Source organism: Pedobacter sp. UC225_61 (genome assembly GCF_044452285.1).
Taxonomy (GTDB): Bacteria; Bacteroidota; Bacteroidia; order Sphingobacteriales; family Sphingobacteriaceae; genus Pedobacter.
Genome location: NZ_JBIOAL010000001.1, coordinates 2,445,371 through 2,471,778, shown reverse-complemented (window position 1 = coordinate 2,471,778; position 26,408 = coordinate 2,445,371). Strand labels below are relative to the sequence as shown.

At 36.5% G+C, this 26,408-nt stretch carries 22 protein-coding genes and 1 tRNA gene; 4 read left to right on the top strand and 19 right to left on the bottom strand.

The genetic code is table 11. The annotated features are described in order from the left end of the window. Nucleotides 1–2 precede the first annotated feature (2 nt). The 9 genes from kdpA to ACHMWN_RS11365 all read right to left on the bottom strand — a co-directional run bounded on the left by kdpA (nt 3) and on the right by ACHMWN_RS11365 (nt 12,783). Nucleotides 3–1,721: a potassium-transporting ATPase subunit KdpA gene (gene kdpA / locus ACHMWN_RS11405; RefSeq protein WP_397301026.1), complete on the bottom strand. Its 1,719-nt coding sequence runs from the start codon at nt 1,719–1,721 to the stop codon at nt 3–5. 2 nt (nt 1,722–1,723) lie between these two features. Further along, the gene (locus ACHMWN_RS11400; protein WP_397303579.1) at nt 1,724–1,801 is read right to left on the bottom strand and encodes a potassium-transporting ATPase subunit F; all 78 of its coding nucleotides are present in this window, start codon (nt 1,799–1,801) and stop codon (nt 1,724–1,726) included. Nucleotides 1,802–2,048: 247 nt separating this feature from the next. Beyond that, entirely contained in the window at nt 2,049–3,386 is a 1,338-nt protein-coding gene (locus ACHMWN_RS11395) for a sigma-54-dependent transcriptional regulator (protein WP_397301023.1), read from the bottom strand. 94 nt (nt 3,387–3,480) lie between these two features. After that, a complete protein-coding gene (locus tag ACHMWN_RS11390; RefSeq protein ID WP_397301021.1) occupies nt 3,481–4,431 on the bottom strand; it encodes a phytase in 951 nt (316 codons plus the stop codon). A gap of 137 nt (nt 4,432–4,568) precedes the next feature. Continuing rightward, the gene (locus ACHMWN_RS11385) at nt 4,569–6,005 is read right to left on the bottom strand and encodes a purple acid phosphatase family protein (protein WP_397301019.1); all 1,437 of its coding nucleotides are present in this window, start codon (nt 6,003–6,005) and stop codon (nt 4,569–4,571) included. Nucleotides 6,006–6,015: 10 nt separating this feature from the next. Beyond that, entirely contained in the window at nt 6,016–7,218 is a 1,203-nt protein-coding gene (locus ACHMWN_RS11380; protein WP_397301018.1) for a cytochrome-c peroxidase, read from the bottom strand. Beyond that, entirely contained in the window at nt 7,209–7,826 is a 618-nt protein-coding gene (locus ACHMWN_RS11375; protein WP_397301016.1) for a hypothetical protein, read from the bottom strand. Before ACHMWN_RS11375 ends, ACHMWN_RS11380 begins: the two co-directional genes overlap by 10 nt. 39 nt (nt 7,827–7,865) lie before the next feature. After that, on the bottom strand, nt 7,866–10,955 hold the full coding sequence (locus tag ACHMWN_RS11370; protein WP_397301015.1) for a TonB-dependent receptor: 3,090 nt from the start codon (nt 10,953–10,955) through the stop codon (nt 7,866–7,868). A gap of 229 nt (nt 10,956–11,184) precedes the next feature. Further along, complete coding sequence (locus ACHMWN_RS11365) at nt 11,185–12,783, bottom strand: tetratricopeptide repeat protein (RefSeq protein WP_397301013.1); 1,599 nt, start codon at nt 12,781–12,783, stop codon at nt 11,185–11,187. 268 nt (nt 12,784–13,051) lie between these two features. Here ACHMWN_RS11365 and ACHMWN_RS11360 point away from each other — a divergent pair, with 268 nt between their 5' ends. Further along, nucleotides 13,052–13,615 carry a hypothetical protein gene (locus ACHMWN_RS11360; protein ID WP_397301010.1) on the top strand — a complete coding sequence of 188 codons (564 nt, stop codon included), beginning with the start codon at nt 13,052–13,054 and terminating at the stop codon, nt 13,613–13,615. A gap of 68 nt (nt 13,616–13,683) precedes the next feature. Here ACHMWN_RS11360 and ACHMWN_RS11355 read toward each other — a convergent pair whose 3' ends face one another. The 4 genes from ACHMWN_RS11355 to ACHMWN_RS11340 form a co-directional block, all read right to left on the bottom strand. After that, nucleotides 13,684–14,856, bottom strand: a complete 1,173-nt coding sequence (locus tag ACHMWN_RS11355) for a chromate transporter (protein WP_397301008.1) — start codon at nt 14,854–14,856, stop codon at nt 13,684–13,686. A 3-nt stretch (nt 14,857–14,859) separates the two neighbouring features. Continuing rightward, nucleotides 14,860–15,354 carry a hypothetical protein gene (locus ACHMWN_RS11350; protein WP_397301005.1) on the bottom strand — a complete coding sequence of 165 codons (495 nt, stop codon included), beginning with the start codon at nt 15,352–15,354 and terminating at the stop codon, nt 14,860–14,862. Nucleotides 15,355–15,401: 47 nt separating this feature from the next. After that, a complete protein-coding gene (locus ACHMWN_RS11345) occupies nt 15,402–16,253 on the bottom strand; it encodes a chromate resistance protein ChrB domain-containing protein (RefSeq protein ID WP_397301002.1) in 852 nt (283 codons plus the stop codon). A 139-nt stretch (nt 16,254–16,392) separates the two neighbouring features. After that, nucleotides 16,393–16,466: transfer RNA gene (locus ACHMWN_RS11340), tRNA-His, on the bottom strand. Between the two features lie 178 nt (nt 16,467–16,644). Between ACHMWN_RS11340 and rnhA the strand changes: the two genes are divergently transcribed. Together rnhA and ACHMWN_RS11330 are read left to right on the top strand one after the other, a co-directional pair. After that, nucleotides 16,645–17,109: a ribonuclease HI gene (gene rnhA, locus ACHMWN_RS11335; RefSeq protein WP_397300999.1), complete on the top strand. Its 465-nt coding sequence runs from the start codon at nt 16,645–16,647 to the stop codon at nt 17,107–17,109. Between the two features lie 229 nt (nt 17,110–17,338). Then, nucleotides 17,339–17,974, top strand: coding sequence for a DUF6266 family protein (locus ACHMWN_RS11330; protein ID WP_397300996.1), 636 nt, complete (start codon nt 17,339–17,341; stop codon nt 17,972–17,974). A gap of 71 nt (nt 17,975–18,045) precedes the next feature. Here the strand turns inward: ACHMWN_RS11330 and ACHMWN_RS11325 are convergent, their stop codons facing one another. The 6 genes from ACHMWN_RS11325 to ACHMWN_RS11300 all read right to left on the bottom strand — a co-directional run bounded on the left by ACHMWN_RS11325 (nt 18,046) and on the right by ACHMWN_RS11300 (nt 22,469). Beyond that, nucleotides 18,046–18,636 carry a hypothetical protein gene (locus ACHMWN_RS11325; RefSeq protein ID WP_397300993.1) on the bottom strand — a complete coding sequence of 197 codons (591 nt, stop codon included), beginning with the start codon at nt 18,634–18,636 and terminating at the stop codon, nt 18,046–18,048. Nucleotides 18,637–18,745: 109 nt separating this feature from the next. Continuing rightward, nucleotides 18,746–19,822: a class 1 fructose-bisphosphatase gene (gene fbp / locus ACHMWN_RS11320; protein WP_397300991.1), complete on the bottom strand. Its 1,077-nt coding sequence runs from the start codon at nt 19,820–19,822 to the stop codon at nt 18,746–18,748. Between the two features lie 24 nt (nt 19,823–19,846). Beyond that, on the bottom strand, nt 19,847–20,338 hold the full coding sequence (locus tag ACHMWN_RS11315; RefSeq protein WP_397300989.1) for a metallophosphoesterase family protein: 492 nt from the start codon (nt 20,336–20,338) through the stop codon (nt 19,847–19,849). A gap of 225 nt (nt 20,339–20,563) precedes the next feature. Beyond that, nucleotides 20,564–21,265, bottom strand: a complete 702-nt coding sequence (locus ACHMWN_RS11310; protein WP_397300986.1) for a tRNA1(Val) (adenine(37)-N6)-methyltransferase — start codon at nt 21,263–21,265, stop codon at nt 20,564–20,566. A gap of 286 nt (nt 21,266–21,551) precedes the next feature. Continuing rightward, complete coding sequence (locus tag ACHMWN_RS11305; protein WP_397300983.1) at nt 21,552–21,944, bottom strand: GIY-YIG nuclease family protein; 393 nt, start codon at nt 21,942–21,944, stop codon at nt 21,552–21,554. A gap of 141 nt (nt 21,945–22,085) precedes the next feature. Then, complete coding sequence (locus ACHMWN_RS11300) at nt 22,086–22,469, bottom strand: VOC family protein (protein ID WP_397300980.1); 384 nt, start codon at nt 22,467–22,469, stop codon at nt 22,086–22,088. Between the two features lie 116 nt (nt 22,470–22,585). On the opposite strand from ACHMWN_RS11300, the gene purL reads away from it, so the two are divergent. Further along, a complete protein-coding gene (gene purL, locus ACHMWN_RS11295) occupies nt 22,586–26,272 on the top strand; it encodes a phosphoribosylformylglycinamidine synthase (protein WP_397300978.1) in 3,687 nt (1,228 codons plus the stop codon). Nucleotides 26,273–26,408: the final 136 nt, after the last annotated feature.

Sequence of the window (26,408 nt, the reverse complement as noted above, 5' to 3'; positions counted from 1 at the left end):
ATCTACTTAAGCATTGTGAAATATTCTGCAATTGGACCAAGCGCCAAGGCAGGGAAATAGGATAGTGCATTCAGCACTAAGATTACGGCAAACGTCATCAGGCTAAACGTTAGCGTATCTGTCTTTAAGGTACCTGCAGATTCTGGAATGTATTTCTTTTTTGCCAATAACCCTGCAATTGCCAGTGGTCCGATGATCGGAAGAAAACGACCAAGAAAAATAACAACACCAGTCAACACATTCCAGAACATGTTATTATCGCCTAAACCTTCAAAACCAGAACCATTGTTTGCATTTGATGACGTAACTTCATACAACATTTCTGAAAAACCGTGGAAACTTGGATTATTAAGCCAGTTTTTCGGTTGAACTGCCCAAGCGGCATCGCCGTTAGTAGTAAAAATGTAAGAAGCTAAAGCTGTTCCTGCCAAAATCAAAAATGGACTTAGCAACGTAATAATTGCCGCAATTTTTACTTCTCGTGCTTCCACTTTGTGACCTAGAAATTCTGGCGTCCGTCCAACCATCAGTCCCGAAATAAAGACTGCGATAATGAGATAAATAAAATAGTTTAAAATCCCTACACCACAACCCCCATACAAGCCATTAATCATCATGCCCAACAATTGCCATAAACCTGTTAATGGCATTGTGCTGTCATGCATTCCGTTCACAGAACCTGTAGAAATAATGGTGGTTAACGTACTCCAATAGGTTGTAGCCGCTGGGCCAATCCTTACTTCCTTTCCTTCCATTGCGCCTGTAGTTTGCGCTATGCCAAGTTTCTCTAGTGCTGGATTACCACCTAACTCTGAGGTTAGGCTAGGAATCATCAGCAACAACATCCCAATGGTCATTACTCCAAAGATCATCCACCCTAATTTTCTTCTCCGAATGAAATAGCCAAAACAGATGACCATAGCAATTGGGATAATGGTTTGTGCTATCATCTCCACCATATTGGTAAAGTAGTTCGGGTTTTCAAATGGATGTGCGGAGTTTGCTCCGAAGTAGCCACCACCATTTGTTCCTAAATGTTTAATAGCAATCATCTGCGCAGCTGGACCTCGGGAAACGTGTACGGTATCGCCTTGAAGCGAAATAAATTGATCTTTTCCATCGTAGCTTGCAGGGGTTCCGTTAAAAGTTAATAATAAAGCCACAACAATGGAAAGTGGCAATAATAATCTGGTAATGGCCTTTACAAAAAACTCCCAGAAATTACCCAGTGTTGTGGTTGTCTTATCTCTAAAAGCTTTAAATAATACCACAGCAGCAGCAATCCCAGTAGCTGCACTAACAAATTGCAAAAACATCAGTACATATTGTTGTGAAAGATAGCTTACACCGCTTTCTCCAGAATAATGTTGTAGGTTACAATTAGCCACAAAACTGATGATAGTGTTAAAGGCAAGGTCTGCTGGCATTCCTGGATTTCCATCAGGATTAAATGGCAGCTTATCTTGATACAACAGTATAAAAAAGCCATAAACCAACCATACTGTATTGATGAGTACTAAAACTTTTAAATGCTGTTTCCAATCCATTTGTTCTTTAGGATTGATGCCTGAAAGCTTATATATTCCGCTTTCAAGTGGTTTTAAAAAGTCCGTCCAAACTTTTTCTCCTGCAAATACCTTAGCCAGATATTTACCTAATGGGATGGCGATTACAAGAGTAAGCAGGAAGGTGGCAATGATGCCCAAGAATTCTGTATTCATTTTTAGAATTTTTCTGGTTTGATTAGCACGTACACCATGTAAAGGAATACTGCAATTGAGATGATAAATAATGTTAGCATGGGTTAGATGTTTTCGAACCAATCGATGGATCTGTAAATGATCCAGCAAAAGATAAGGAGGGTGAGAAATAAGACAATTATGTACATGTGATTTAAATTTTCACCCACCGTACCAATTCTTAATCCAACAGGGCTAATAGCGAAGTATTAATTTGATTATTAATACATTAAATAATTGAGCAAAATTTTAAGCATAAAAAAACCCTACCAAAATGGAAGGGTCTTTATCAAAATGGAAAACGGAAAGCTATAAATCAGCTAACTGATATTCCTCAATTTTTCTATACAATGTAGTGAGCCCTATGTTCAATAAGCGGGCAGTTTCTGTTTTATTACCTTTTGTATGTGCTAATACTTTTTGAATATGTTGTTTTTCTATAGTTTGCAAATCGAATGTATTTGCATTTGGGGAATCTATAAAAAACTCATTTGGGAGTTGCGAAGTGCCGATAATTTCTCCATCATTTAAAATAACTAATCTTTCGATTACATTTTTGAGTTCCCTTACGTTTCCTTTCCAGTTATGTTTATCGAATATGGCAAGTAATTTTTCATCCATTTTTAAATTAGGCCTATTTACTTTTCTAGCAAATTCCTTTAAATAATATCCTGCCAACAAGCTAATATCCGCCTTGCGCTCTCTTAAAGAAGGAAGATTGATTACAAACACAGATAAGCGATAATAAAGGTCTAGCCTGAAGTGACCAGTATCAGCCTGTTCCTTAAGATCACGATTGGTGGCCGCTAATATCCTAACATTGACCTGGCTTGTGGTAGTCGAACCTACTTTGATAAATGATTGATTTTCTAATACCCGCAATAGTTTAGCCTGGAGATCAAGGCTCATTTCGCCAATTTCATCTAAGAAAAGTGTGCCCCCGTTTGCCTCTTCCAACAATCCTTTTTTATCTTTATTCGCTCCAGTAAATGCACCAGCTTTATAGCCAAATAGTTCACTCTCTAATAATTCGGGACTAAACCCACTACAGTTTAATGCAACAAAAGGCTTTTGTTTTCTCGAACTTCCATAATGAATTGCTTGCGCAAACACTTCTTTTCCCGTTCCTGTTTCTCCTAATAACAAAACCGTAGTATCTGTTACTGCTACTTTTTCAGCTAATGCGATTGCTTCTTTAATTGCTTTTGAATTGCCTAGGATATTTGCAAAGCTATACTTTCCAGAAATTTTATACTCCAATTCATATACCCTAAGCTGAAGCTCTGCCTTTGCCACGGCTTTATAAACTAGCGGTATGATCTTATCGTTATCATCTCCCTTTGTTAAGTAATCAAAAGCACCATTTTTTATGGCCAGTACACCATCGGCAATGGTACCGTATGCGGTTAGGTTAATTATTTCGACAAAAGGTTTTATACCTTTAATTTGTTTTACAAGTTCAACGCCATTTGCATCTGGCAATTTCACATCGCTTACAACTACCAATACATCCTGCGTTTGCAATAATTTTAATCCTTCTTTTGCATTAGCGGCTTGTAAAACTGAAAATCCTTCTAGTTCGATAATCCTTGCCAATAGGCTTCGGATTTTAATTTCATCATCAATAATGAGTATAGTAGTAATCATGGATAGAATTAACAGCACAATATTAACGATAAACATTTAATATTGCATCAGTGTCTTTCGTAAAACACCTGGTGTTTATAGCGTTAAATTGCTTTCAATTCACTTTTAGTACTTTTCCCGCTATGTCTTCCCATCTGTATAGTTGAAAAGTTCTATCATCACTCATAGCTACAAATAGACCATGCTTAAAATCAGCATTCAATGCACCCGAATAAATGTCAGAACCATCGCTTTGGTTGGTAGATACATTAACAGTGCTAATTAACTTATTTACACCTTCCCTACTATACACTTTAAATTGATTAGCACTTTGATCAGATACTAAAATATAGCCCGTGTTAGCAGTTGTTTTGTAGATACTTATCCCTTCATGATCTTCGGTATAACCTTCTTTAGCAAACACCGCTAGTTCTTTATTTCCTTTTGCAGGATCTGCATGGTATTTACGCACCCCAAATTGTTCATCAGCATAATACACATAGCCTAATTCATTATCTACCGCAATGGCTTCTATTTCTTTTATGCCGCTGTAATTGCCAAACTTTCTTTTCAATACAGCCATAACCTGTCCTTTTCCATTATCTTGCAACAAATATTGCCAAAGGTAAGTGCCATCTTTTGGCCCTGTCTTCCTTCCAGGAATTGCATAGATTTCTCCATTTTTTGTCGTATACAAAGCAATACCCATCAAATCTCTAAACATAACGCCCTTTTCTCCTTCGTATACTGGAATTCCGCCATTATCAACAGCTTTCATATCTGGTAACGAGTATATCCTTAGCTTATGTGTCATCCTTTCGGTAACAACTGCAATGTCAACTTTTTTACCATTTAACAGCATTCCATAGGCAATATCTACATTATCAGGTCTTTTTAAACCAGTAATGGTTTTTTCTTTGATAATTTTTCCTTTTAGATCGAAAACATATAGGCCGCCATTTTCATCTTTATCGGTGCCTATGATTAATGATTTTGAAGAGTCTAAAGGATTAATCCATATCGCAGGATCATCTGTATCAAATTGTACGGGGTCAGTAACATACAATGGTTTAACGATTCCAACCGGAACTTTGCTACAACTAAGACTAAAAAGAATTGATCCTATTAAAAAAGATTCGGTGAGTGATATTCATACATGATTTTAAAAAATCGGACACCCTAAAGCGTCCGATTGTTAGTGTGTTATTTTAGCTTTTTATCTTGTTTTAACAGTTTTTCATCAGCTTTGCTTACGTCTTTCATCATCGTAAAATGATCACCTATCTTACCATCAGATTGTATCCATTTTAAATCTAATTGATTACCTTGAATTTCTAGCATAACTGCACCACCAACTTCATTATTTGAATAATACATGGCATCATGTGGCCATGTTTCTTTATGTCCTCCCTGCGCACCAGCCGAACCGCTAACCACATACACGGTACCTTTGGTGTTAGTTTTACTTTTTAAATAGGGTGCAGAGTTTTTACTACCGTCATATAATGCCGTAGAGTTGCTCAAATTGTACTTTGTTGCATCAAAATCTGCTTCCTTACCATAATACCCCTTCATTAATTTCGAACGTTCATACACATGGCTATGTCCACAAAGGATCAAATCCACACCTTCATCTTCTAAAATCTTGATGAAATTCTCTCTAATTTTCACCAATAAACTTTCTGTATCAGAATTATGTGAACCCATGGTGTATGGAGGGTGATGCCAATAGGCCACTACCCATTGTTTATTGGTATTTGCCTGCAAATCTTTTTTAACCCATTCAGCCTGCTCACCCATTTGATCGTAGATATGCTTTCCAGTATTGTCTGGCCCATACGAATCTAAGGCTAAGAAATGAACATTTCCAATATCATAAGAATAATAAGACTTTGTATTGGATGCTGTTCCTCCTGCTTCTCCTTTTGTAGGAACTGAGAAATTTTGGAAATAAGCTATTTTAAATTGATCTGTTACTGAAGCTGATTGATAATCGTGGTAATCATGATTTCCTGGCACTGGAAACAATGGATATTTATTTAATAATGTTCCTTGGTAATTATTAAAAAACTTGGCCTGAAATTCTGCATCTGTTCCATCAGAATAAGCGTTATCGCCCATTAATATCCAAGCATTTAGATAATTATTACCCAAATATTTTACCACCTCGTCTCTTACTTTCCTTTGGTTGATCGAGTTATTACCAGCATCTCCAAAACCCGCTACTCTAATCAGAGTTTCACTCCCCTTTTCAGGAAGTGTATAAAAGTAATTGCTGGTATCCCCTTCAATAGGATTATTACTTAGGTTACCAATAGCATAATAGTATTTGGTCAGCGGTTTTAATCCAGATAGCTTTACAATATGCTCTGAGGTCAACGTTGAATCTGTTGCCTGCATCTCAAGTTTGTTTGGTACCGAACCATACACCACTTTACTTCTATCCAGCACATTTGTTCTCCATCTAATCGTCATACTGTTTGGCGTTGCAACTTGCAAATAAGGTCCTCTAATCAGTTCTGCTTGGAATGGACTTACTGCTTTAACTTTAGGAGCAGTTTTTTTAACGGTATCAACTTGAGCGAAAAGCAGCATTGGAGTGGCTGTCAACAAAAGGGATACTAATTTGATTATTTTCATTGTTTAAAATTTAGTTTTTATCTGTTAATGAGTTTATAAATTGAATAATGGCAGCTATTTCGGGTTTTGTAAGATTCAAAGGTTTTGAGGCTAATGTTTGATCGGGTGTTGCCAAGCCTAATCCATTTGCACCACCTTTGTTGTAGAAATCTATGACACTTTCTAGTGAACTAAAAGCACCATTATGCATATATGGACCTGTTTTTTCTGTGTTCCTTACCGTTGGCGTTTTAAACGCTTGTTTATAATACCTAATTTTATAGAGATCAAAACGTCCCATATCATCATCTACTTCTGGGTGGGTAAGATTATCAGTTTTCGGAGTTCCCAATACCTCTACTTCAGACCTGTCATAAAATGGCGGTACCAATGAATTGAAATAAGGTAAAAAGTGACAGCTTCCACATTGCGCCTTACCCATAAAAAGATTAAAGCCCTTAACCTGGGTAGCAGTCATGGCCTTTTTGTCTCCTGCCATGTACTGATCGAAAGCGGAATTCATCGGATTTAACGTGGTAACATAGGCAGATAATGCTAACGCGATATGATTCATATCTTCATCATTGTTATGTGTATCTGGAAATAAACTCGCTAGTATAGCACTGTATTTTACATTGCCCATAACATATTTTAGGATAGCAGATTGATGACCACCCATTTCTAAGGGATTAAAGAGCACATCTTTTATTTGTGCTGTCATTGTTTTGGCTCTTCCATCCCAAAACTGCGACTGCTGATAACTTGAATAATGAAGCGATGGTGTATTTCGCCTCAAGGGCTGAGTTTTATCTAGAGAGGCGCTAACTATTTTTCCGTCAGCGAAGTAGTTTTCAGATTGATGACAAGATGAACAGCTGACCAATCCATTGCCCGAAAGTTTCGAATCAAAGAATAGAGCCTTACCAATTAATGCTAGCTCTTTTCTTTTTTGAGGAGGAATAGAATCAAAACTTTTTAAGAAATCAGGACTAAAAACATTTGATGCATTATAATTAAGGTATAGGGTAGTATTTAATTCAAGTCCCAGTTTCTTGATGAATACTCCTAATTGTTGTTGTAAAGGCAATGCATACTTAACCAAGTATTGCATCCTATCAAAGTCATCAAAAGTTGTGCTGTTGTTAAGGTATTGGATGCCGTTTGATAACGTATTAGCCAATTCCTTCCCATCCTCTTCCTTATAGGCGAGGTATGGAGCTAATACTATTTCCATACTTTGCATGCTCTTTTGGATTCGTCTATTCCGCTTTTAAGCAGAGGCGCATCATATCCTGAAATGTAAAGGGAAATAATCCTTATCAATTCTAACCGTAAGCTTTCTAATACCTGTTCATCGCTTGCCTTAAAACCATACAATAATGTGCTAAGATCATTAGCTGAAGTAGTTAAAGCTTGCGCTTGCATCACTAATTCTTCTTGATGCGCTTGTACATTTTTTTCATACAATAATGCCTCTAATTGTTGCAGCCCCATAGGCTCAACCAGTTCTAGCTCTGGTTCTTCTACCTCATATTTTGGCGCTGCATTGTACATGGCTGTTTCACTAGGAAAAAAATAGGAAGTAAAAAAGGAGATTTTTTTAAATTGTAACCTACATTTTAGCAATGCAGTTCTTGCCTTAATCACACTCGTAGAATCACTGTTGATTCTTTTGATCATTTCAACCAAAGTATCAGTACTCTTGCTGAATTCTTTAGACTGATGATCAAAATATACAATTGCAGCAGTCGCACCAATATCTGATTTTTGAAGTAAGATACTCGATGAAAAAACGATGCAACTAATAAGTGCGATGAGTGAGATAAAAACCTTCCTATTCATATTTCAAAACAATGGCTGGTGTTAGCCAGCCTTTGTTAGCTAGTAAACATTTAATTTTAAACCTAAGGTTGCAGTTGCTCCTGTGTACAATGACGAATACGTATATTCTTCTTGATACTGGTAACGTCTTTGATCTTGATTTAACAGATTATTTGCAGACCCATAAATTGATAATCTTGGGGTGATGAAAAAGTTAACATTTGCATCTAAATAATTTGCCTTATCGTAATACACGTCTCCTTTGTTGGTAGTACCAAGAATGGTAATAAAGGCAGAGGTGTTATTGTAAGATATACGAGCGTTAAAGCGTTTCACCTCATATGCTAGCGATAGGTTCAAGATATCTTTTGCCGTTCCAGGAAGTTTAGGATCACCTTTCTTTACAAAAATAAAATTATGTGTATAATTTGAATAAATCGTTAGGTTTCTAAGCAAACCAGGCAAGAAAGTTAATCCCCTTTGAAATGAAAATTCTGCACCTAAAATATTTGCAGTACCACCATTACCAGGCATAGTACGTTCTAAGTTGCCATTTGCAGCTTTTAATTTATCGTAATCCGTTTTGTAAGAAGCTACTGTTGTAGGATTTGCACCTTGGGCAAGTAATGACTCTGGAGATTCGACAATACTTTCTACTTGGCTAAAAGGAACCAAATCTCTAGAAAGTATACGGTAGTTTTTAATGTTCTTTAAGTACACTCCAGCAGAAATCAATCCTGTATTACCGGTGTAAAACTCACCTAATAAGTCAAAATTATTAGAAAGAGTGGGTTGAATATCAGAATTTCCTTGTTTAATCAATTTGTCTTTCACATTTACATTGATGTAAGGAGAAATATCTTTATAATCTGGTCTTGAAATGGTTCTAGTAAAGGCAAAGCGATACACAAAGTCTTTGTTTGGCGTATACTTAGCCAAAAATGCAGGCATAAAGTTCAAGAAGTCAGACTTAGTTAATTGTTTGGCAGGAATAAAATCAGCTCTCACGTTGTAATTGTACCCTTCGTACTGAACTACACTTCTTTCTACACGACCACCAACTATTAGTGATAATTTGTCGCCAATATTTTGGGTACTCATAATGTAACCTGCAGCTACACTTTCATCTCCAGTATAGTTATTTCCTAATACGTCTTGATATACCCTATTTAGCATAAAGTCTTCTGTATCGCCTGTATAACTTTTGTTCAAGTTTGAAATCCATGCCGATGAGCCTGCATTACCCACATTATAATTTGAATTGATGTTGAGGGTTTTACTAATATTTGTAGAGTTGTTAGCAAATCCAGACCAGAAAGGAGCCCATCCAATGTAATCAGCTAGCTTTGGTTTGCGACCTGCAGCTAATTCTGCATTGTACTGAGCACGTAAAGCAGGATCTATCTGTGGTGTCCAACGTACACGTTTTGTAGTTTCGTTGCTCAGGTTCAATCCGCGGTATTTTCCTCCAAACTTCAACACATTACTAAACTTTCCAGTTTTAAGAGGGATGCTAAGGTCTACTTGTGCTAAATATTGTTTGGTACTTGCTCTTTTATCCGTTCCAGTAAAATTATCCATATACCAGGTATCAGCAGAGTCAACTCTATTAGATGGTTTACCGACAAGATTTGTTAAGATGTTCTCAATTTCGAAACCATGATCTGCCTTAATGAACCTCGAATTAGTATAATCCATTTGTACACTTTTTTCATTTTCACTTTCTAATTCAAGTTCAATTACATCTGGTTTGTTAGTTACGTTCTTTAAAAAAGATCCTTTCCAGTTTAATTTTACCTTACCTAACAAATGTTCTCCTTCCATACCTACATTCATAATTTTTTGAATGGTCTGACTTGCATTGCGATTATTCAAACCACCCTCAATGTGCCTTTCTAATTCTGGCTGGTATACTGGATTTTTGGGGTCGTTGTTTACATTGAGGTAGGGCTGTTTGCTCACATCATCAATATAATCATTGTTGGCATCCGTAATCTTTTTACCAACACCTTCCCATCCCGCAGCACGTTGCCAATTCTTAGGATATTCTGCACCAAGGTCATCTACCTTCAACGTAGAAATCTTTCTCCAGTCGTTGTACTTGTTGTAAATACCCGTAACGGTAATGGTGTTCTTCGCATTAAACTTATAGTCTAAACCAACGGTATAACTTTGGCGCATCCGCTCTAAATTATTTTGCACCATATTCAAAAACTTAGGCATAAAATAAGTCTGTTGATTAACCCACTTCACATCCTCCCATGTAGTTTGGTGATCATCTGATCCTAAAAACTGTTGATAAAATGAGCCAGAAGCCATAACACCCAATTTTTTATCTTTAAAAAATCGATTGCCATACACTACACTTCCATTGTAAGTTGGTTTCTGAACGATATCACTGTAACCAGAACCTGCTGTAAAAGACAACAACTTTGCATAAGGAGCCTTTCTAGTTATTAAGTTAACTACACCACCAATTGCATCGCCATCCATATCAGGGGTAATTGCTTTAGTTACCTCTACAGATTGTACCATGTCTGCTGGTATTGCACTGATGCCAACTGCTCTATTTTCGCCAGTACCAGCAATGTTAGAACCGTTAATGCTAATTGTGCTTTTAGAAGGATCTGTTCCTCTAATGCTGACCAAGGATGCTTCTCCTTGATCCATCTGAACATAAATACCTGGCACACGTTTCAACGCGTCTCCAATATTTGGATCAGGAAATCTACCTACTTGATCTGCAGAAATAACATTAACAATCCTGTCGGAATTCTTTTGCTGATTGAGCGCTTTCAAAGTGGCGCTGCTGTTTCCTGTTACCACTACCGTTTTCAATGCATGTTCTTTAGACAGCGCAAGTGTAATGTCAATCACCAAGTTTTGATCTTTCTTGATCGTGATTTGCTGTTTAGATGGGTTATAACCAATGTAACCCACTACCAAACTATAAACTCCTTCTGGGATACCTACCAAAGAGTAATTACCATTTTGATCTGATATTGTCCCTCTCGATAATTCGGTAAGCCTAACCGTTGCGCCAGGCAAACTAAGCTTATTTTCGTCAATAATTCTTCCCGTAACCAGGCTTTGTGCAAACCCGAGAAACGGGAGTAAAAGTAAGATAATAGGGAGTACTAATTTTTTCATGTTGTTTTGAGAATTAAGTTTGATTTTTTTACTTTTTGTTATTCTTTGCCAAAGATTAGCGCTTAAAAATCATCCTCAAATTTCTAGGAGTTTCAAAATGACTACAAGACCGAAAAACGTGTAAACAATACGACTACACCAATAGTTAAGCACTTATAAAACAACACATTATACATACTTTTTTAGCCATTAAGTTTATGTTATCAGATTGTGAATTCATTGTTTTCGCCTAAAATTGTTGAATAAATTGAGTCAGACTATCTTGTTCTGTAAGTCTAAGTTTCTTTTTAACTCTATACCGAACCGTTCTTAAACTGTTTTGGGAAATCCCAAGTAGAGTTGCCAACTCTGCTCCATGCAAATTCATCTTCAATAGCGCTAAAAATCTGAGGTCGGTAGCCGACAATGATTCTTCATAGGCTAAGAGTTTATCAAAAAATTGATGATGTACATTTTCATAAATGATCCGAAAATCCTCCCAGTTTTTATCCTGATTCGTATTTTCATCAATTGTGGCAATTAGTTGTTTCAATTCTCTTCTGTTGTCTCGTTTATCGTCTTTAATTATAGAGGCAACTTCTTGCTTTAAAAGTTCCAAAAACTGATTTTTTTGAATGATGAGTAGAATATGACTACTCAATTCTTTACTTTGAAGCTCCAATTGTGCTTTCAGATGCTGCTCCTGAAGCAACTTATTATTCAATTCCAGTTCAATATTCTGATGGATATTATCATGAATAATTTTTTCATCTTTACTTTTAAGCCGTTGTTTGCTCACAATGCTGTAACCAGAAATGGCTATTAATACCACCACTAAGCCTGCTAAAAAAATAAAAACCCGATTATTGAATTGATCCTTTTCTAAACGAGAAATCTCTTTATTCTTTTGTTCTACATCAAATAAGGTTTGCAAAAGGTTCAGCTTTTTATCTGTTTCACTATTGAAACTTTTGGCATAGGCAGAACGAGCCTTTTCGCTGTAATAATAAGCACTGTCAAAACGACCAACCATTTCATAGGTTTTGGCTAAATCTCTGTGGGCACTGCTCATCTGTTGAAAATCATTTAACTGTAAAGCCAGCTGCTCAGCTTGTTTTGTATAGCGCAAAGCCGTTTTATAATTTGACATTTTCCGATACACATCACCAATATTATTCAGCAAACCAGCCTTACCTTCTACTGATTTGTTAGTACGATAAAGATCTAAAGCTTTAAAAAAATAAGGTAATGCTTCAGCAAATCTCAATTCATCTTCATAAATCCCCCCAATTTTTGAATAAGTAAAAGATACCTGCTCTTTGTTATGCAGCTTTTTATAGGCGATCAGTGCCCGTTCCAAATAGTAGTGCGCACTATCAAGACGTCCCATTTTTTCAAAAATCTGGGCAATGTATTTATCTGCCTCTGCATTTCCACGTGCATAATTAATCCGATTACAAATGCCTAAAGATTTGTTGAAAGTTTGCATCGCATTCGTTAAACGCGATGTTTTATAATAAACCCTCCCAATCTTATTTAAGTTGGTAGCATTTTCTATACTAAAGGTTTTTGTAAGAAAAGCACTATTTGCTTTGAAATAATAGGCTAATGCTTGAGGCATTACACCTTCCTTAAAAAAAATATCTCCAATCTGCTGGTAATAAATGCCTGCTGCATAAGAATCATTATGAGACAAAGCCGTATCAAGTAATCCCTTAATACTTGCATAGGCAGTTTTATCGGGATGCGTAGATACAAAAGTCTCGCTGTTATTCTGTGCTAATACAAACTGATAATTGAGGCACACCAATGCCCCAATAAAGAGATAACGTAAGTAATATGTATACATGATTAAATTGATAAGCGCATTCAAATTGAATCCTATAGAAATCCAAATTTGCAAACGTCCTAACAACTAGTCATTAAGTTTATATTATCATATTGAAAAGTTGTGGTAACCTGTAGAATGCCCTCTTCCTGCTATACCAAAGTCCAATGTGACTTTTGTGCTATTATATCAAATACAGAAGTGAATCATCCTAAAAGGCTATATGCTGTTAATACTGCTATGCATAATTTCGCAAGGTTAATTAATCTATTCATCAAAAATACCTTCTATGAAAAATACCATCCTAATCATCACCTTATCTTTTTCTACGCTATTTAATAAACAGCATACTGCTATAACCACAGGCAAAATACAAAAGGAGCCAAATAAAGTCCAAAATTTAGTGGCTGAGACACCAGAACATACAGTACGTTCTTTTCTGTTTTGGTATAGTAAAAATATACAAAGACTCAACCAAATTCAGCTAGTAAATCAGCAGCAAGCCCCTACAAAACCATACTATGTGAATAAAGCAAACGTAACTTTATACCTTGCAGAGTTAAAAAAGAGTGGTTTTTTAAGCACTAAATTCTTGAACTCGATTGAACATTATATTAGTCTTTGCAACACTAATTTGTTAAACATAAAGCAAACTGAAGGTCCGCCAGAAGGGTTTGATATGGATATGGTGTTATTAACCCAAGATTATGAAAGCAATCTTAAACTGCTTAATAAAGGAACAAGTATTCGTTTAACTAAAAACAAAGTAAGGTTTACGTTTGTCTCTAAAGATTTTTTGGTATTTGGTTTATCGCAAAGAAAAGGTAAATGGTTCATCGACAGCATTGAATAACTAGCATCAACTTTTGGAAGAATTAATCTGCACTCGCCAATTCTCCTGTTTTTAAAAATCTCCTCTTTTCATAAAAGTAGTTTGATTATAATACCCAGTAATGCTGATATGGCAATGATATGAGGTTCCTTTAATTTCTTGGTATAAATTAACGCATAAATACTGATGGCTGCAATGAGCGCTGTAGGGATGTCAATAATGCTACGATGTCCTATCACTAGAACCGCCCCTACAAGTGCGCCCACCACAACTGATGTGATCCCATCAACAAATGCTTTGATGCTTGCATTCTTAGCGATTTTCTTAAATGAAGGTGCAAGTGCTATAGTAAAAAGGTAACAGGGTAAAAAAGTTGCAAATGCTGCAACACAGGCTCCAGGAAAACCCGCTACAAGATATCCTATAAATGCTACAGTAATTACTACTGGCCCTGGAGTAATCATAGCAACAGCTACCGAATCAACAAATTCCTGTTCATTCAGCCAACCGAACTGTTCAACAACACCTCCGTGTAGGAAGGGAACAATGGCCAAACCGCTACCGAACACCAAAGCTCCAGCCTTTAGAAAAAACCATCCAATTTCTTGAAGTGTCTTTCCCTCATAGTGCCAAAATCCAGTCCCGACAATAAGAATTGAAGGAAGTGTATTAGGTTTCTTTACCCAACTGGGTGGCACCTTTACAAGCATATAGATTATACCGCAAGCAGTAAAAAGCAGAATATCTTCCTTTTGGATAATTACAGTGACAGCGATACCTACAATATAAAAAAACCACAAGAGCCATTTGCCCTTAAAATCTACAAAATTAAGCTTGCCTACCGACTTAATGGTCAACCGATAGGCACTGATTGTAATAATTCCAATCACTGCGGCACTTACCCCATAAAATACAGCGAGCATCCATGGCAAGCCACTATAAAGCTTATACGCCATTCCCAATAGCACAACCATGATAAAAGATGGTAGCACAAAAGCAAACCCAACTAGTGTTGCTCCAAGAAACCTATAATGTACAAAACCGATATAAATACCAAGCTGGGCTGCCAATGGCCCAGGTGCTAGTTGCGCTAGTGCCAAACCTTCTTTATATTCTTCTTCACTAATCCATTTTTTATTTTCTACAAGATCGGTATTCATATAACCTACCAATGCAATAGGGCCTCCAAAGCCCCACGTGCCAAGCTTTAAGAAATAGATGACCAGATCACTCAGTCTATATGGTAATTTTTCTTTTTCCATAATCTAAAAAGCTATACCAAATTGAAAGGCGACTGTAGTAGAAAACGGTTTATCATTTCCAAACCTTAATGGAACCGGAAGGGCAATGAAAAAACTGCTAGCCTTATTCTTAATAACAACCTTATTTAGCACGGGTGTAAATCCATATCGTCCAGAAGTTTCAAATGCAAGACGACCAGCAAAAGTAAAACCACTGCCAAGAGAAACGAGCACACCCGGGTGAATAAGCAGGTTCGACATTTTGCTAGTACCATTTTCTACCCTCACATAGGAAACTACCTCAAAAGAAAATCCTATTTTTTTGCTTTTCCATAGATTAATACCAATTGGCATACCGACCACATAGTGACCATCAAAGTTAAGATCGTTGCCAGCGGGGCTGAAAGTGGTAATAGGGTGCACAATACCGGCATAACCTGCAATCTTAGGATAGTTTTCCTGAGCGGAAACGGTAAAGTAAGTGCTTAAAATGATAACCAAGATAGCGTATTTCTTCATGACCTAAAACTACCTAGGAGAAATAGGATAAAATAGAACCGAATTAACTATTTGGTATCCTTTTTACCTTTCCTGGAAATTTTTCTATAGGCCGAAGGATTTTCACCAGTTTGTTTTTTAAATATCCTTGTAAAATGGCTCTGGTCTGAAAACCCGGTCAGGTAGGCAATCTCGGTCAAAGGATAAGTTGTTGTTTCAAGCAGCACAATCGCCTTATCGATCCGCATCTTGCGGATATAATCTCCAAAGGACAAGTTGTCGAAGTATTTTGAAAACTCTCTTGAAAGGTAAGCTGGATTGATTTCCAATTCATCTGAGGCCTGCCTTAGACTTATGGACATATTGGTATCCATCTGGTCCTGTATCATTTCCCTAAGTTCCATAGTCCACGCTGGTGCCTTTTTCATTCCCGCTTTAAGGTATTTATGATAAACATCAAGCAGTAATTGTTCGACAGGGGCCTGGGTATGTTTTTGGTCGAACAGATACTTTGCCCAAGTGTACAGCCCATCATAAATTTTCATACCAATTTCCAAAAGTTCATGGTCATCTTTGATATTCTGGGAAAGTCCGAGGAAGATGGCCGACAGCCCAGCTGCTTGAGGTGCAAAATCCAATCGATCTGTATCCGCTCCCCGTATAATTGCTGCCAAGCGGTCTAATGCATCATCTTTTAGTTTGTGCTTTTTTAAAAAATAGTCAAAGGTACATTGATCTTCATAGTGGCTATATTCTACTCCCGGCAAGTCAAAGGGCACAGCATTTAGTTCCTTAGCCTTAGCAATCACTTGATCAAATGGTATGTATATAATTTCAGCATCGACATCAATAAACCGTTTGATAAGCCATGGGCAAGCAATTCGGTCTATCTTTGGATGTTCACGAGTAATCCATTTCATAGCGTTTCGAAGTTTCAAAATGTAAAGTTAAGAATCTAATTCTTCTACATTCTTCATTTTTGAAATCAGTGCAGTGTTGCCCTTTAAACCATATTCAACAAAAAAAGCAGCTCTTTTCAGAACTGCTTTCAAAACTCTGGGTGGCTGATGGGGCTCGAACCCACGACCCTCGGCACCACAAACCAATACTCTAACCAACTGAGCTACAACCACCGTGTTTTTTCAGAGCAACAAAAGTACGACTTTTAATAAGCTAATCAAATTTTTTTAAAAATTTCAATCCATCTTTATTTTAACGTTTTAAAAACCAATCGTTTCCAGTTAAATATTTTACCGAAAAGAGTGTAATGAATGAATTATACCCGATAAAAAGCTAGCTTTGGGTTAGTTTATGATAGAAATTTATACAGACGGTGCAGCAAGTGGCAACCCTGGCCCAGGTGGTTATGGAGTAATTTTACGTGCTGGCGCACATTATAAAGAATTGAGTGGTGGCTTTCGGTTAACCACCAATAACCGAATGGAATTACTGGCAGTGATAGAAGGTTTAAAAGCCATCAAAAAACCAGGTCAACAGGTTACCATTTATTCCGATTCAAAATATGTAGTTGATTCTGTTGAAAAAGGTTGGGTATTTAGTTGGGTAAAAAAAGGCTTTAAAGACAAAAAGAACAAAGACTTATGGATTCAATACCTCAATCTTCATAACTTACATACCATTAAATTCATCTGGATTAAAGGTCATAACGATCACCCAGAAAATGAACGTTGTGACCGCTTAGCGGTAGCAGCTTCACAAAACAAAAGTGAACTTGCTATTGACGCTTTTTTCGAAGCAGAACGAAAACTGGCTTAATTAAAAATCTTTTTTAAAAATAATTCAATCTTTTTTAAAGAGCATTATGTGTTTACACATCTAATTTTAACTAGCAGTTCACAGGGTGCAAACAAGGTGATAACAGGGTGTAAACAAGATTGCTGACCTTGTTATATATGTGTAAACATCTAATTATTAACATTTTATAACATCATCTAAGTTGCTTTAGTGCTAACTCCCACCTACATTTGATTAAATCAAATCGTGTATGGCAAGATTAATCAATGGAATTTTAGGCGGCTTCTCTGGCAAAGTGGGTACAGTGGTGGGTGTAATTAACGATGATGGATGCATCATTCGGTCATTACCTAAAAAAAGAACTCATTTCACGGCAAACGAACTGAAAAATCAGAAAAAGTTGAGCATGGTACAAGCTTACCTTCAGCCTCTAAAGGATTTGCTAAAAGTTGGTTTTGCTAATTATTATACCAAAACAGGAGGCTTTCGTGCTGCCCTAGCTTACACCAGACGAGAAGTTTTAGTACATGATGCTGATGGTAATTTCGACATAGACCCTACCCTATTTAAAATTAGTGGTGGCGTATTGCCTCCAGCTACACATCCTGCTATGGCATGGAATGATCCAGAATTGCGCATTACTTGGGATGTAGCTGACGTAAATTATGAGGATGAAGCGGATCAGCTGATGCTATTGGTGTATGATCCCTTACATAAAATTGCAACTACGAGAATATTCAATGGCGCTTTTAGAAAAGATGGCGAATTAAAAATCGAGCTAGACGCTCATTTTTCAGCTGTCGAATTTCATGTATACATCGGTTTCGTGGCTGCCGACCGTACTTCTCAATCAGACAGCCAATACTTAGGCAATGTGACGAGTTAATTTCTTAAGCTTAAAAAAACCCTATACGTTAATTAAAACAGCATAGGGCTTTTATGTTAAAAAAAACGTTATTACGATTGCTTAAACATCTTATTTACAGCAAGCTGAACTTTAGTAATGTCGTCGGTAATCGTTTTCTGAATACCCGCATCAAAAGAAGCAACAAATCTTGGTTCTAAGGTAATGGCATTGGGTTCGTTTGTAATGTTTAATCTAAAAATATGTTTACCAAACTTAAAGCCTGCTCCTAGTTTAGTCACATTGGTTTCAACAGTTTGCACAAACTCATAGCTATTGCTTACCTGATCTAAAAAATCTTTAACTGCTTGAAATACAAAGTCGGTTTCAATATCTAATCCATTGATAATTATAGTGGTATCTTTTAAAGAAGCTTTAAGTGCATCATCACCTTTTACAGTAGTGTGAATGTCCTGTAAGGTTTCTAATAAGTCTTCGCTGAATATAATATTCCTTTTATCGGTGATAACTATTGCAGTAGCAATCCCATTGACACCTGATGTTTGCTCCAAAACAATCTCATCATTTCCATCCTTAACGGTATATGTTGTTGCTGATTTTTGCTCCACTTTCGAATCGGCAATTGCTTTCGTTAACGTTTTAACGATATAAGCTAATGCTGGAAATTCCTCTGTATTTTTCATCCAATTACTTTTTTTTTGCAAAGATAAGACTGCAAATCCTTTTTCCTAGTTATTAGGTTGAATAAACTGCAATCTAAAAATTATTTGAAAGCGGATGGCATAAATTAACCTAATCTATCCCTCCGATTACACCCATTTGCTGTAATTTCTCTTCTGAGTTTTCATTCGACAAACTGTGAACTGGCGAATGTTCGGCCATTAGCGCCTCTGCCATTTTTACCATTTTTGCCGAACCAATAAATATAGAGGTACGTTGATGTAATTCTGTTGGTTCGATGTCTAAAATACGATTTAATCCATCAGATGCTATACCACCAGCTTGCTCAATAATAAAAGCCATTGGGTTACATTCGTACAATAGTCTTAACTTTCCATTTGGCGAAGCCGCTGTAGTTGGATAGATATAAATGCCTCCTTTTATTAAATTACGATGAATATCGGCCACCATAGAACCAATGTAACGGGAGGTATAGGGTCTTTTAGTTGCTAAATCTTCTACCTGAGCATATTTTAGGTATTTCTTTACCCCATCTGGAAAATGGACATAATTACCTTCATTTATAGAATAAATAATTCCATCTTCTGGTATTTTCATGTTAGGGTGCGATAAACAAAATTCACCAATAGATGGGTCTAAGGTAAAGCCATTCACACCTTTTCCAGTGGTATACACCAACATGGTGGATGATCCGTAAATTACATAACCCGCCGCAACCTGTTCGGTTCCTTTTTGTAAAACATCAGCCAAAGTAGCCATTCCTTCTACAGATTTTCTGCGGTAAATTGAAAAAATAGTACCAACTGCCACATTGCAATCTATATTGGATGATCCATCTAAAGGATCGATACACACAATATATTTGGCATTTTTAGAGACTGGCGAATCAATTGGTACAAATTCATCTTCTTCTTCGGTAGCTACAATACAGCATTCTCCGCCACTGGTTAAGGCCGATATAAATTGCTCATTTGCATATACATCTAACTTTTTCTGTCCTTCACCTTGTATGTTTGTCGTGCCTGCATCACCTAAAATATCTACTAAGCCTGCTTTATTTACTTCTCTATTTACAATTTTCGAAGCGATACCAATGTCTCTTAATAATCTCGAAAGCTCACCTTTTGCGTATGGGAAATCTAATTGTTTTTCAATAATGAACTGACCTAATGTTTTTATACCCGACATATTTTACTTAGTGTATTTTTTACGTTATCTATTCCCTAATTCTATGGCCTCTAAGGTATGTATTTTTTCTGCTGAAATGCAAAAACGAATCAAAGTTCTTACTTTATGCCAGCCATGTTTTCCAGCCGCACCGGGGTTAATATGTAAACATTTTATTTTCTCGTCAAAAATTACTTTTAAAATATGTGAGTGACCGCTTATAAACAACATGGGCGGCTTAGTGTATATTTCTGCTTTTACTTGTGGAGCATAATGATTGGGATAGCCACCGATGTGCGTCATCCAAACATCAACATCCTCACACATAAACCGTAAATTTTCAGGATAGGTTGACCGAATGTCTTTACCATCAATATTTCCATAAACACCACGCAAAGGTTTAAATGCCGCTAAAGGCTCTGCTACGCCACTACCAAAATCTCCAGCATGCCATATTTCATCACATTCATCGAAATATTTAAACACAGCATCATCTAAAAAACCATGCGTATCAGAAAGTAAACCTATTTTTTTCATTGGAACTAATAAACTATTCTTAATATAATGAATTAGCCAAATTTACGTTAATTGGGGCTTGTGCGATAATCTTTTTGTTAAGCAATTTTGTCATCCGATAGCTATTGGATCAGGCCATGATTTAAAACATTAAGAAGTTAAGCTTTAAGAAATTGCGCTTGAAAGATTTTCTTAATCCCTTAATGTTAAAAGAACAGAGTACTTATATTAAGAAATTTAAAGGCTCTAATAGCCCAAAAAGAAATCTTTTAGTAAATCTTTATATGCTTTGGTATATACCTTTTCGCTTTCGTAGATGTAAAAATGTTCATGAATTGGTGTGGCGTCAACACTTTTTAAGCAAACAATCCGTCTAAATTCAGGTTTGTTTTCATCAGAATGTAAATGAATTTGTTTTGAAATGAATAAACCACACTTTGCTGCATTTTTAATTAATAGTTCTGCTTGTTTAATTGGCAATACAAACCAAAAGCTTCCATTTTCAGTTAATAGAGAATTTACTTTTACCAGCAAATCGTTAAAAAACTCCTCGTTTGTGTGTCTAGCAATTCCTTTCTTTTCTTCTAAATTCTTTAAATCATTTACAAAGTAAGGTGGATTAGAAACTATTAAATCAAATTTATCAATAGTACTATATTGTTCAATTGCCCTATGGTTTATGGTTAATCTATCGCTAAAAATTGATGACTTAAAATTCCGATCTGCTGTTTTTGAGGCTTCTTCATCAATCTCTACGGCTTCTAGATGGGCATGATTAAAGCGTTGAGCTAACATTAAGGCAATTACCCCAGTTCCAGTGCCAATATCTAAAATCCTTTTAGGGGAATTGCTTTCTGCTAGTGCCGCTAATAAAACGCCATCTGTATTTATCTTCATGGCACAGCCACGTTGATCAACTTCAAACTGTTTAAACTTGAAAATACTCATATATGTAATAGACTTTCAAATTTAATGTTTTTGTTTTGTTATCATCCTCCTTCTTTTGTCATCCTGAGCGTAGTGAAGGATCTGCCTACATGCTTTATCAATAGATTCTCTAAAGTCGGAATGACAAATGGAATGAAAAAGTGTTTCGTATTCCTTAGGTTAAACAACTACCTATCGCACTTTGTCATCCTGAGCGTAGCGAAGGATCTGTCTACTTACTTTATCAATAGATTCCTCCAAAGTCGGAATGACAAAATGGAATATCAAAGCGTATAAACGACGCGTTTTAATCATCCATTATTTCCTCATTAAGAATTCTCCATTCTTTATTCTCACTTTCAATTAATTTGTCTTTTTTAGCCCTAGTCCAACCTTTTATTTCTTTTTCACGATCAATTGCATCGTTAATATATTGATATCGTTCAAAGTTAACTAAATAAAAACACTTATATTTTTTTGTGAAAGAATATCTATTATCTCCATTTTTATGTTGTTCAATTCTGATGGCTAAGTCATTGGTAACACCTGTATAAAGAACCGTTTTATTGTAATTAGTCAATATGTAAACAAAATAATTATGATCTCGCATCGAACAATTTAATAATTTTTTTACATTCTTTCTAATAGATTCCTCCAAAGTCGGAATGACAAAAACATAACAAGGCATAATTGTAATCATCTTTCCTATTGTGTCTGAGGTGAACGGAGATCTCTTCCCTTTGTCATCCTGAGCATAGCGAAGGATCTGTCTATATGCTTAAGATAGATTCCTCCAAAGTCGGAATGACAGATCACAAAAAAATCGAAATCAGAAATCTTACTATTTCTGATAAATCTCTAAGGGCAAACCATCTGGATCAGTAAAAAAAGTAAATTTCTTACCTGTAAATTCATCTACCCGAATGGGTTCGGTTAGTATTCCTTTTTCGTTAAGCATTAAACTTGTTTCTTCCACATGGTCAACTTCAAAAGCTAAATGCCTTAAGCCCGCAGCTTCTGGCCGTGATGGTCTGGCTACTGGATTTTCAAAAGAGAAAAGTTCAAGTTGATACACCCCATTTACAGCTAAATCTAATTTATACGATTTACGCTCTGCCCGATATACTTCTGCCAACACTTCAAAACCTAATTTATTGACATAAAAGTCTTTAGAAACTTCGTAATTTGTACAAATAATGGCAATGTGATGAATACGATTGAACATTTGATAAGTCTAATAATTTCTAATGTGGAAAACCCCTTAATTATTACATTAATTGTTCAAAAGTAGGTAATATTATCCCTCGTTTAACTGGCATTTTTAAAATTTTAACCCTAAATTTGCGTCTTCAAAAAACAAGCATGATTCATTTCTTCTTAAGTCAATCCGACGAGGTTTTTGTTCTTCAAACAGAACAGCCCCTTTCAGCAACTGATGTTACAAAACTTGAATGGTTATTCGGCGGTGCCAAAAAACAAAATGAGACTGCGTTAAGCGGTTTTTTTGTTGGTCCTCGTGCTGCGATGATAACACCATGGAGCACCAATGCCGTAGAAATTACGCAGAACATGAGCATTGCTGGCATTATCAGAATAGAAGAATTTAAAAAAGTAGCAGAAGATTTTTCAGCATACGATCCCATGCTTTCTCAAAAATATGAGGGTTTAGCTCAAGATGTGTACACTATACATATTAAACCTGAGCCAATTTTAGAAATTACTGATATTGCAGCTTACAATAAGCAAGAAGGACTTTCTTTGAGCGATGAAGAAGTTGAGTATTTAAATTCATTAGCTAAAAAGTTAGAACGTCCGTTAACGGACTCGGAAGTTTTTGGTTTTTCTCAAGTAAACTCTGAGCATTGTAGGCATAAAATTTTTAATGGCAAGTTTGTCATTGACGGTGTAGAACAGCCTACTTCCCTATTCAAATTAATTCGTAAAACTTCAGAAGCAAATCCAAATGGTATTGTTTCTGCCTATAAAGACAACGTTGCTTTTATTAAGGGTCCGGTGGTGCAACAATTTGCACCTAAACGTGCCGACGAACCTGATTACTATACCACAAGCGATTTCCAATCGGTAATTTCATTAAAAGCTGAAACACATAATTTCCCAACAACTGTTGAACCATTTAATGGTGCGGCAACTGGCTCTGGTGGCGAAATTAGAGATCGTTTGGCTGGCGGACAAGGTTCTTTGCCTTTAGCTGGAACTGCGGTTTACATGACAGCTTTATCTCGTTTGGAAGAAGGCCGACCTTGGGAAAAAGGTGTAGAAGAGAGAAAATGGCTGTATCAAACGCCAATGGATATTTTAATCAAAGCATCTAACGGAGCTACTGATTTTGGCAATAAATTTGGTCAACCACTAATTACAGGTTCAGTTTTAACGTTTGAACACGAAGAAAACGACCGCAAATTAGGATTTGATAAAGTAATTATGCTTGCTGGTGGTGTAGGTTACGGAAAGGCGAGTCAAGCACAAAAGAAAAAACCACAAGAAGGTGATAACATTGTTATTCTTGGTGGTGAAAATTATAGAATTGGAATGGGTGGCGCAGCAGTTTCATCTGCCGATACAGGTGAACATGGAACAGGAATCGAATTAAATGCGATACAACGTTCTAACCCAGAAATGCAAAAACGTGCTGCAAATGCAGTTCGTGGCATGGTAGAAAGTGATCACAATTCGATTATTTCTATTCACGATCATGGCGCAGGTGGACATTTAAACTGTCTTTCTGAATTGGTGGAAGAAACTGGCGGATTAATTAATTTAGATAAACTTCCGGTAGGTGACCCTACCCTTTCTGCAAAAGAAATTATCGGCAACGAATCACAAGAACGAATGGGTTTAGTGATTGGCAATGACCATATTGAAACGTTACAAAAAATTGCTGACCGTGAACGTTCGCCAATGTATACGGTCGGAAAAGTTACAGGCAACCATCGTTTTACTTTCGAATCTGCTACTTCTGGTGCTAAACCAATGGATTTAGCTTTAGCAGATATGTTTGGTAGTTCTCCGAAAGTGGTAATGGAAGATCAAACCATTGATCGAAAATATCAAGCGGTAGCTTACGATAAAACGCAGTTAACTACTTATTTAGCGCAAGTTTTACAATTAGAGGCTGTTGCCAGCAAAGATTGGTTAACCAATAAGGTGGATAGATGCGTTGGTGGTAGAGTAGCAAAACAGCAATGCGCTGGTCCATTGCAATTGCCATTAAACAATTGTGGTGTGATGGCTTTAGATTTTCAAGGAAAGGAAGGAATTGCCACTTCAGTTGGTCATGCTCCCCTATCTGCTTTAATTGATGCAGGAGCAGGAAGTAGAATTGCTATTGCAGAAGCGTTATCGAATATCGTTTGGGCACCATTAAAAGATGGCTTAACATCTGTTTCTTTATCAGCAAACTGGATGTGGGCATGTAAAAATGAAGGCGAAGATGCTAGATTATACGAAGCAGTTAAAGCATGTTCTGATTTTGCTATTGAACTTGGAATCAATATTCCGACAGGAAAAGATTCGCTTTCAATGAAACAGAAATACAAAGATGGTGATGTAATTGCGCCAGGAACGGTAATTATTTCTGCAGGTGGTAATTGTGATGATATCACGAAAGTAGTTGAGCCTGTTTTACAAAAAGATGGTGGTAACATTTATTACATCAACTTAAGTAATGACACCTATAAACTAGGTGGTTCGTCATTTGCTCAAATTTTAAATAAAATTGGCAACGTAACTCCTGATGTTAAAGATGCTGCAAAGTTTAAAACTGCTTTTAATACTATTCAACAGTTAATTAAAGAAGATAAAATACAAGCAGGACATGATGTTGGTAGCGGTGGTTTAATTACTACGTTATTAGAGCTATGTTTTGCTGATCGCGATTTAGGTGCATCTTTAGATCTATCATCTTTAAGCGAAGCCGATAGCATAAAATTATTATTCGCTGAAAATATTGGTATCGTTTTCCAAGCAGATGCTGCTGTAGAAAGTGTTTTCCAGGCAAATAACATCAGCTTCCATAAAATAGGGAACGTAACGTCATCAGCTACGCTAGAACTAAAAAATGCAGCTGACCATTTCTCTTTTGATATTGATCATTTGCGTGATGTATGGTTTAAAACTTCTTATTTATTAGATAGCAAACAAACTGGAAACGGTTTAGCGAAAGAACGTTTTGACAACTATAAAAACCATGTATTAAAGTATACTTTCCCAAGTCAATTTGATGGAAAGAAACCTGTATTTGATACCACTAAGCCAAGACCAAAAGCAGCTATTATTCGTGAAAAAGGAAGTAACTCTGAACGTGAATTAGCCAATGCGATGTATTTAGCAGGCTTTGACGTGAAAGATGTACACATGACTGATTTGATTGCAGGCAGAGAAACCTTGGAAGACATTAAATTTATTGGTGCAGTTGGCGGTTTCTCTAACTCTGATGTATTAGGATCGGCAAAAGGTTGGGCTGGTGCATTTATGTACAATGAAAAAGCTAGAATTGCTTTAGAGAACTTCTTTAATCGTGAAGATACATTGTCCGTTGGTGTATGTAACGGTTGTCAACTATTTGTAGAGCTAGGCTTAATTAATAAAGACCATGCAGAGAAGCCAAAAATGTTGCACAACAAAAGCGGTAAACACGAAAGTATCTTTACTTCGTTAACGATACAAGAAAACAAATCTGTAATGCTATCTACGTTGGCAGGTAGCACATTGGGTGTTTGGGTATCGCATGGCGAAGGAAGATTTCAATTGCCATACAGTGAGGATAAGTATCAAATTGTTTCTAAATATGCGTATGAAACTTATCCTGCAGCACCTAACGGATCTGATTACCATACGGCAATGTTATGTGATGAAACAGGTAGACATTTAGTGATGATGCCGCATATTGAACGTTCGTTATTCCAATGGCATTGGGCAAACTATCCAAAAGGAAGAAAAGATGAAGTTTCTCCTTGGATGGAAGCTTTTGTAAATGCTAGAAAATGGGTAGAACAACACAGTAAATAAAATTAAAAGCTATCCATACTACGGATAGCTTTTTTTATATCGGGTCATTGTTATACTTAATCATTTAGTTAATATTGGCTCAATATTTGTAAGTTTGGACTAACAATCCTACAAAACTTTATAAGATGCATTCATC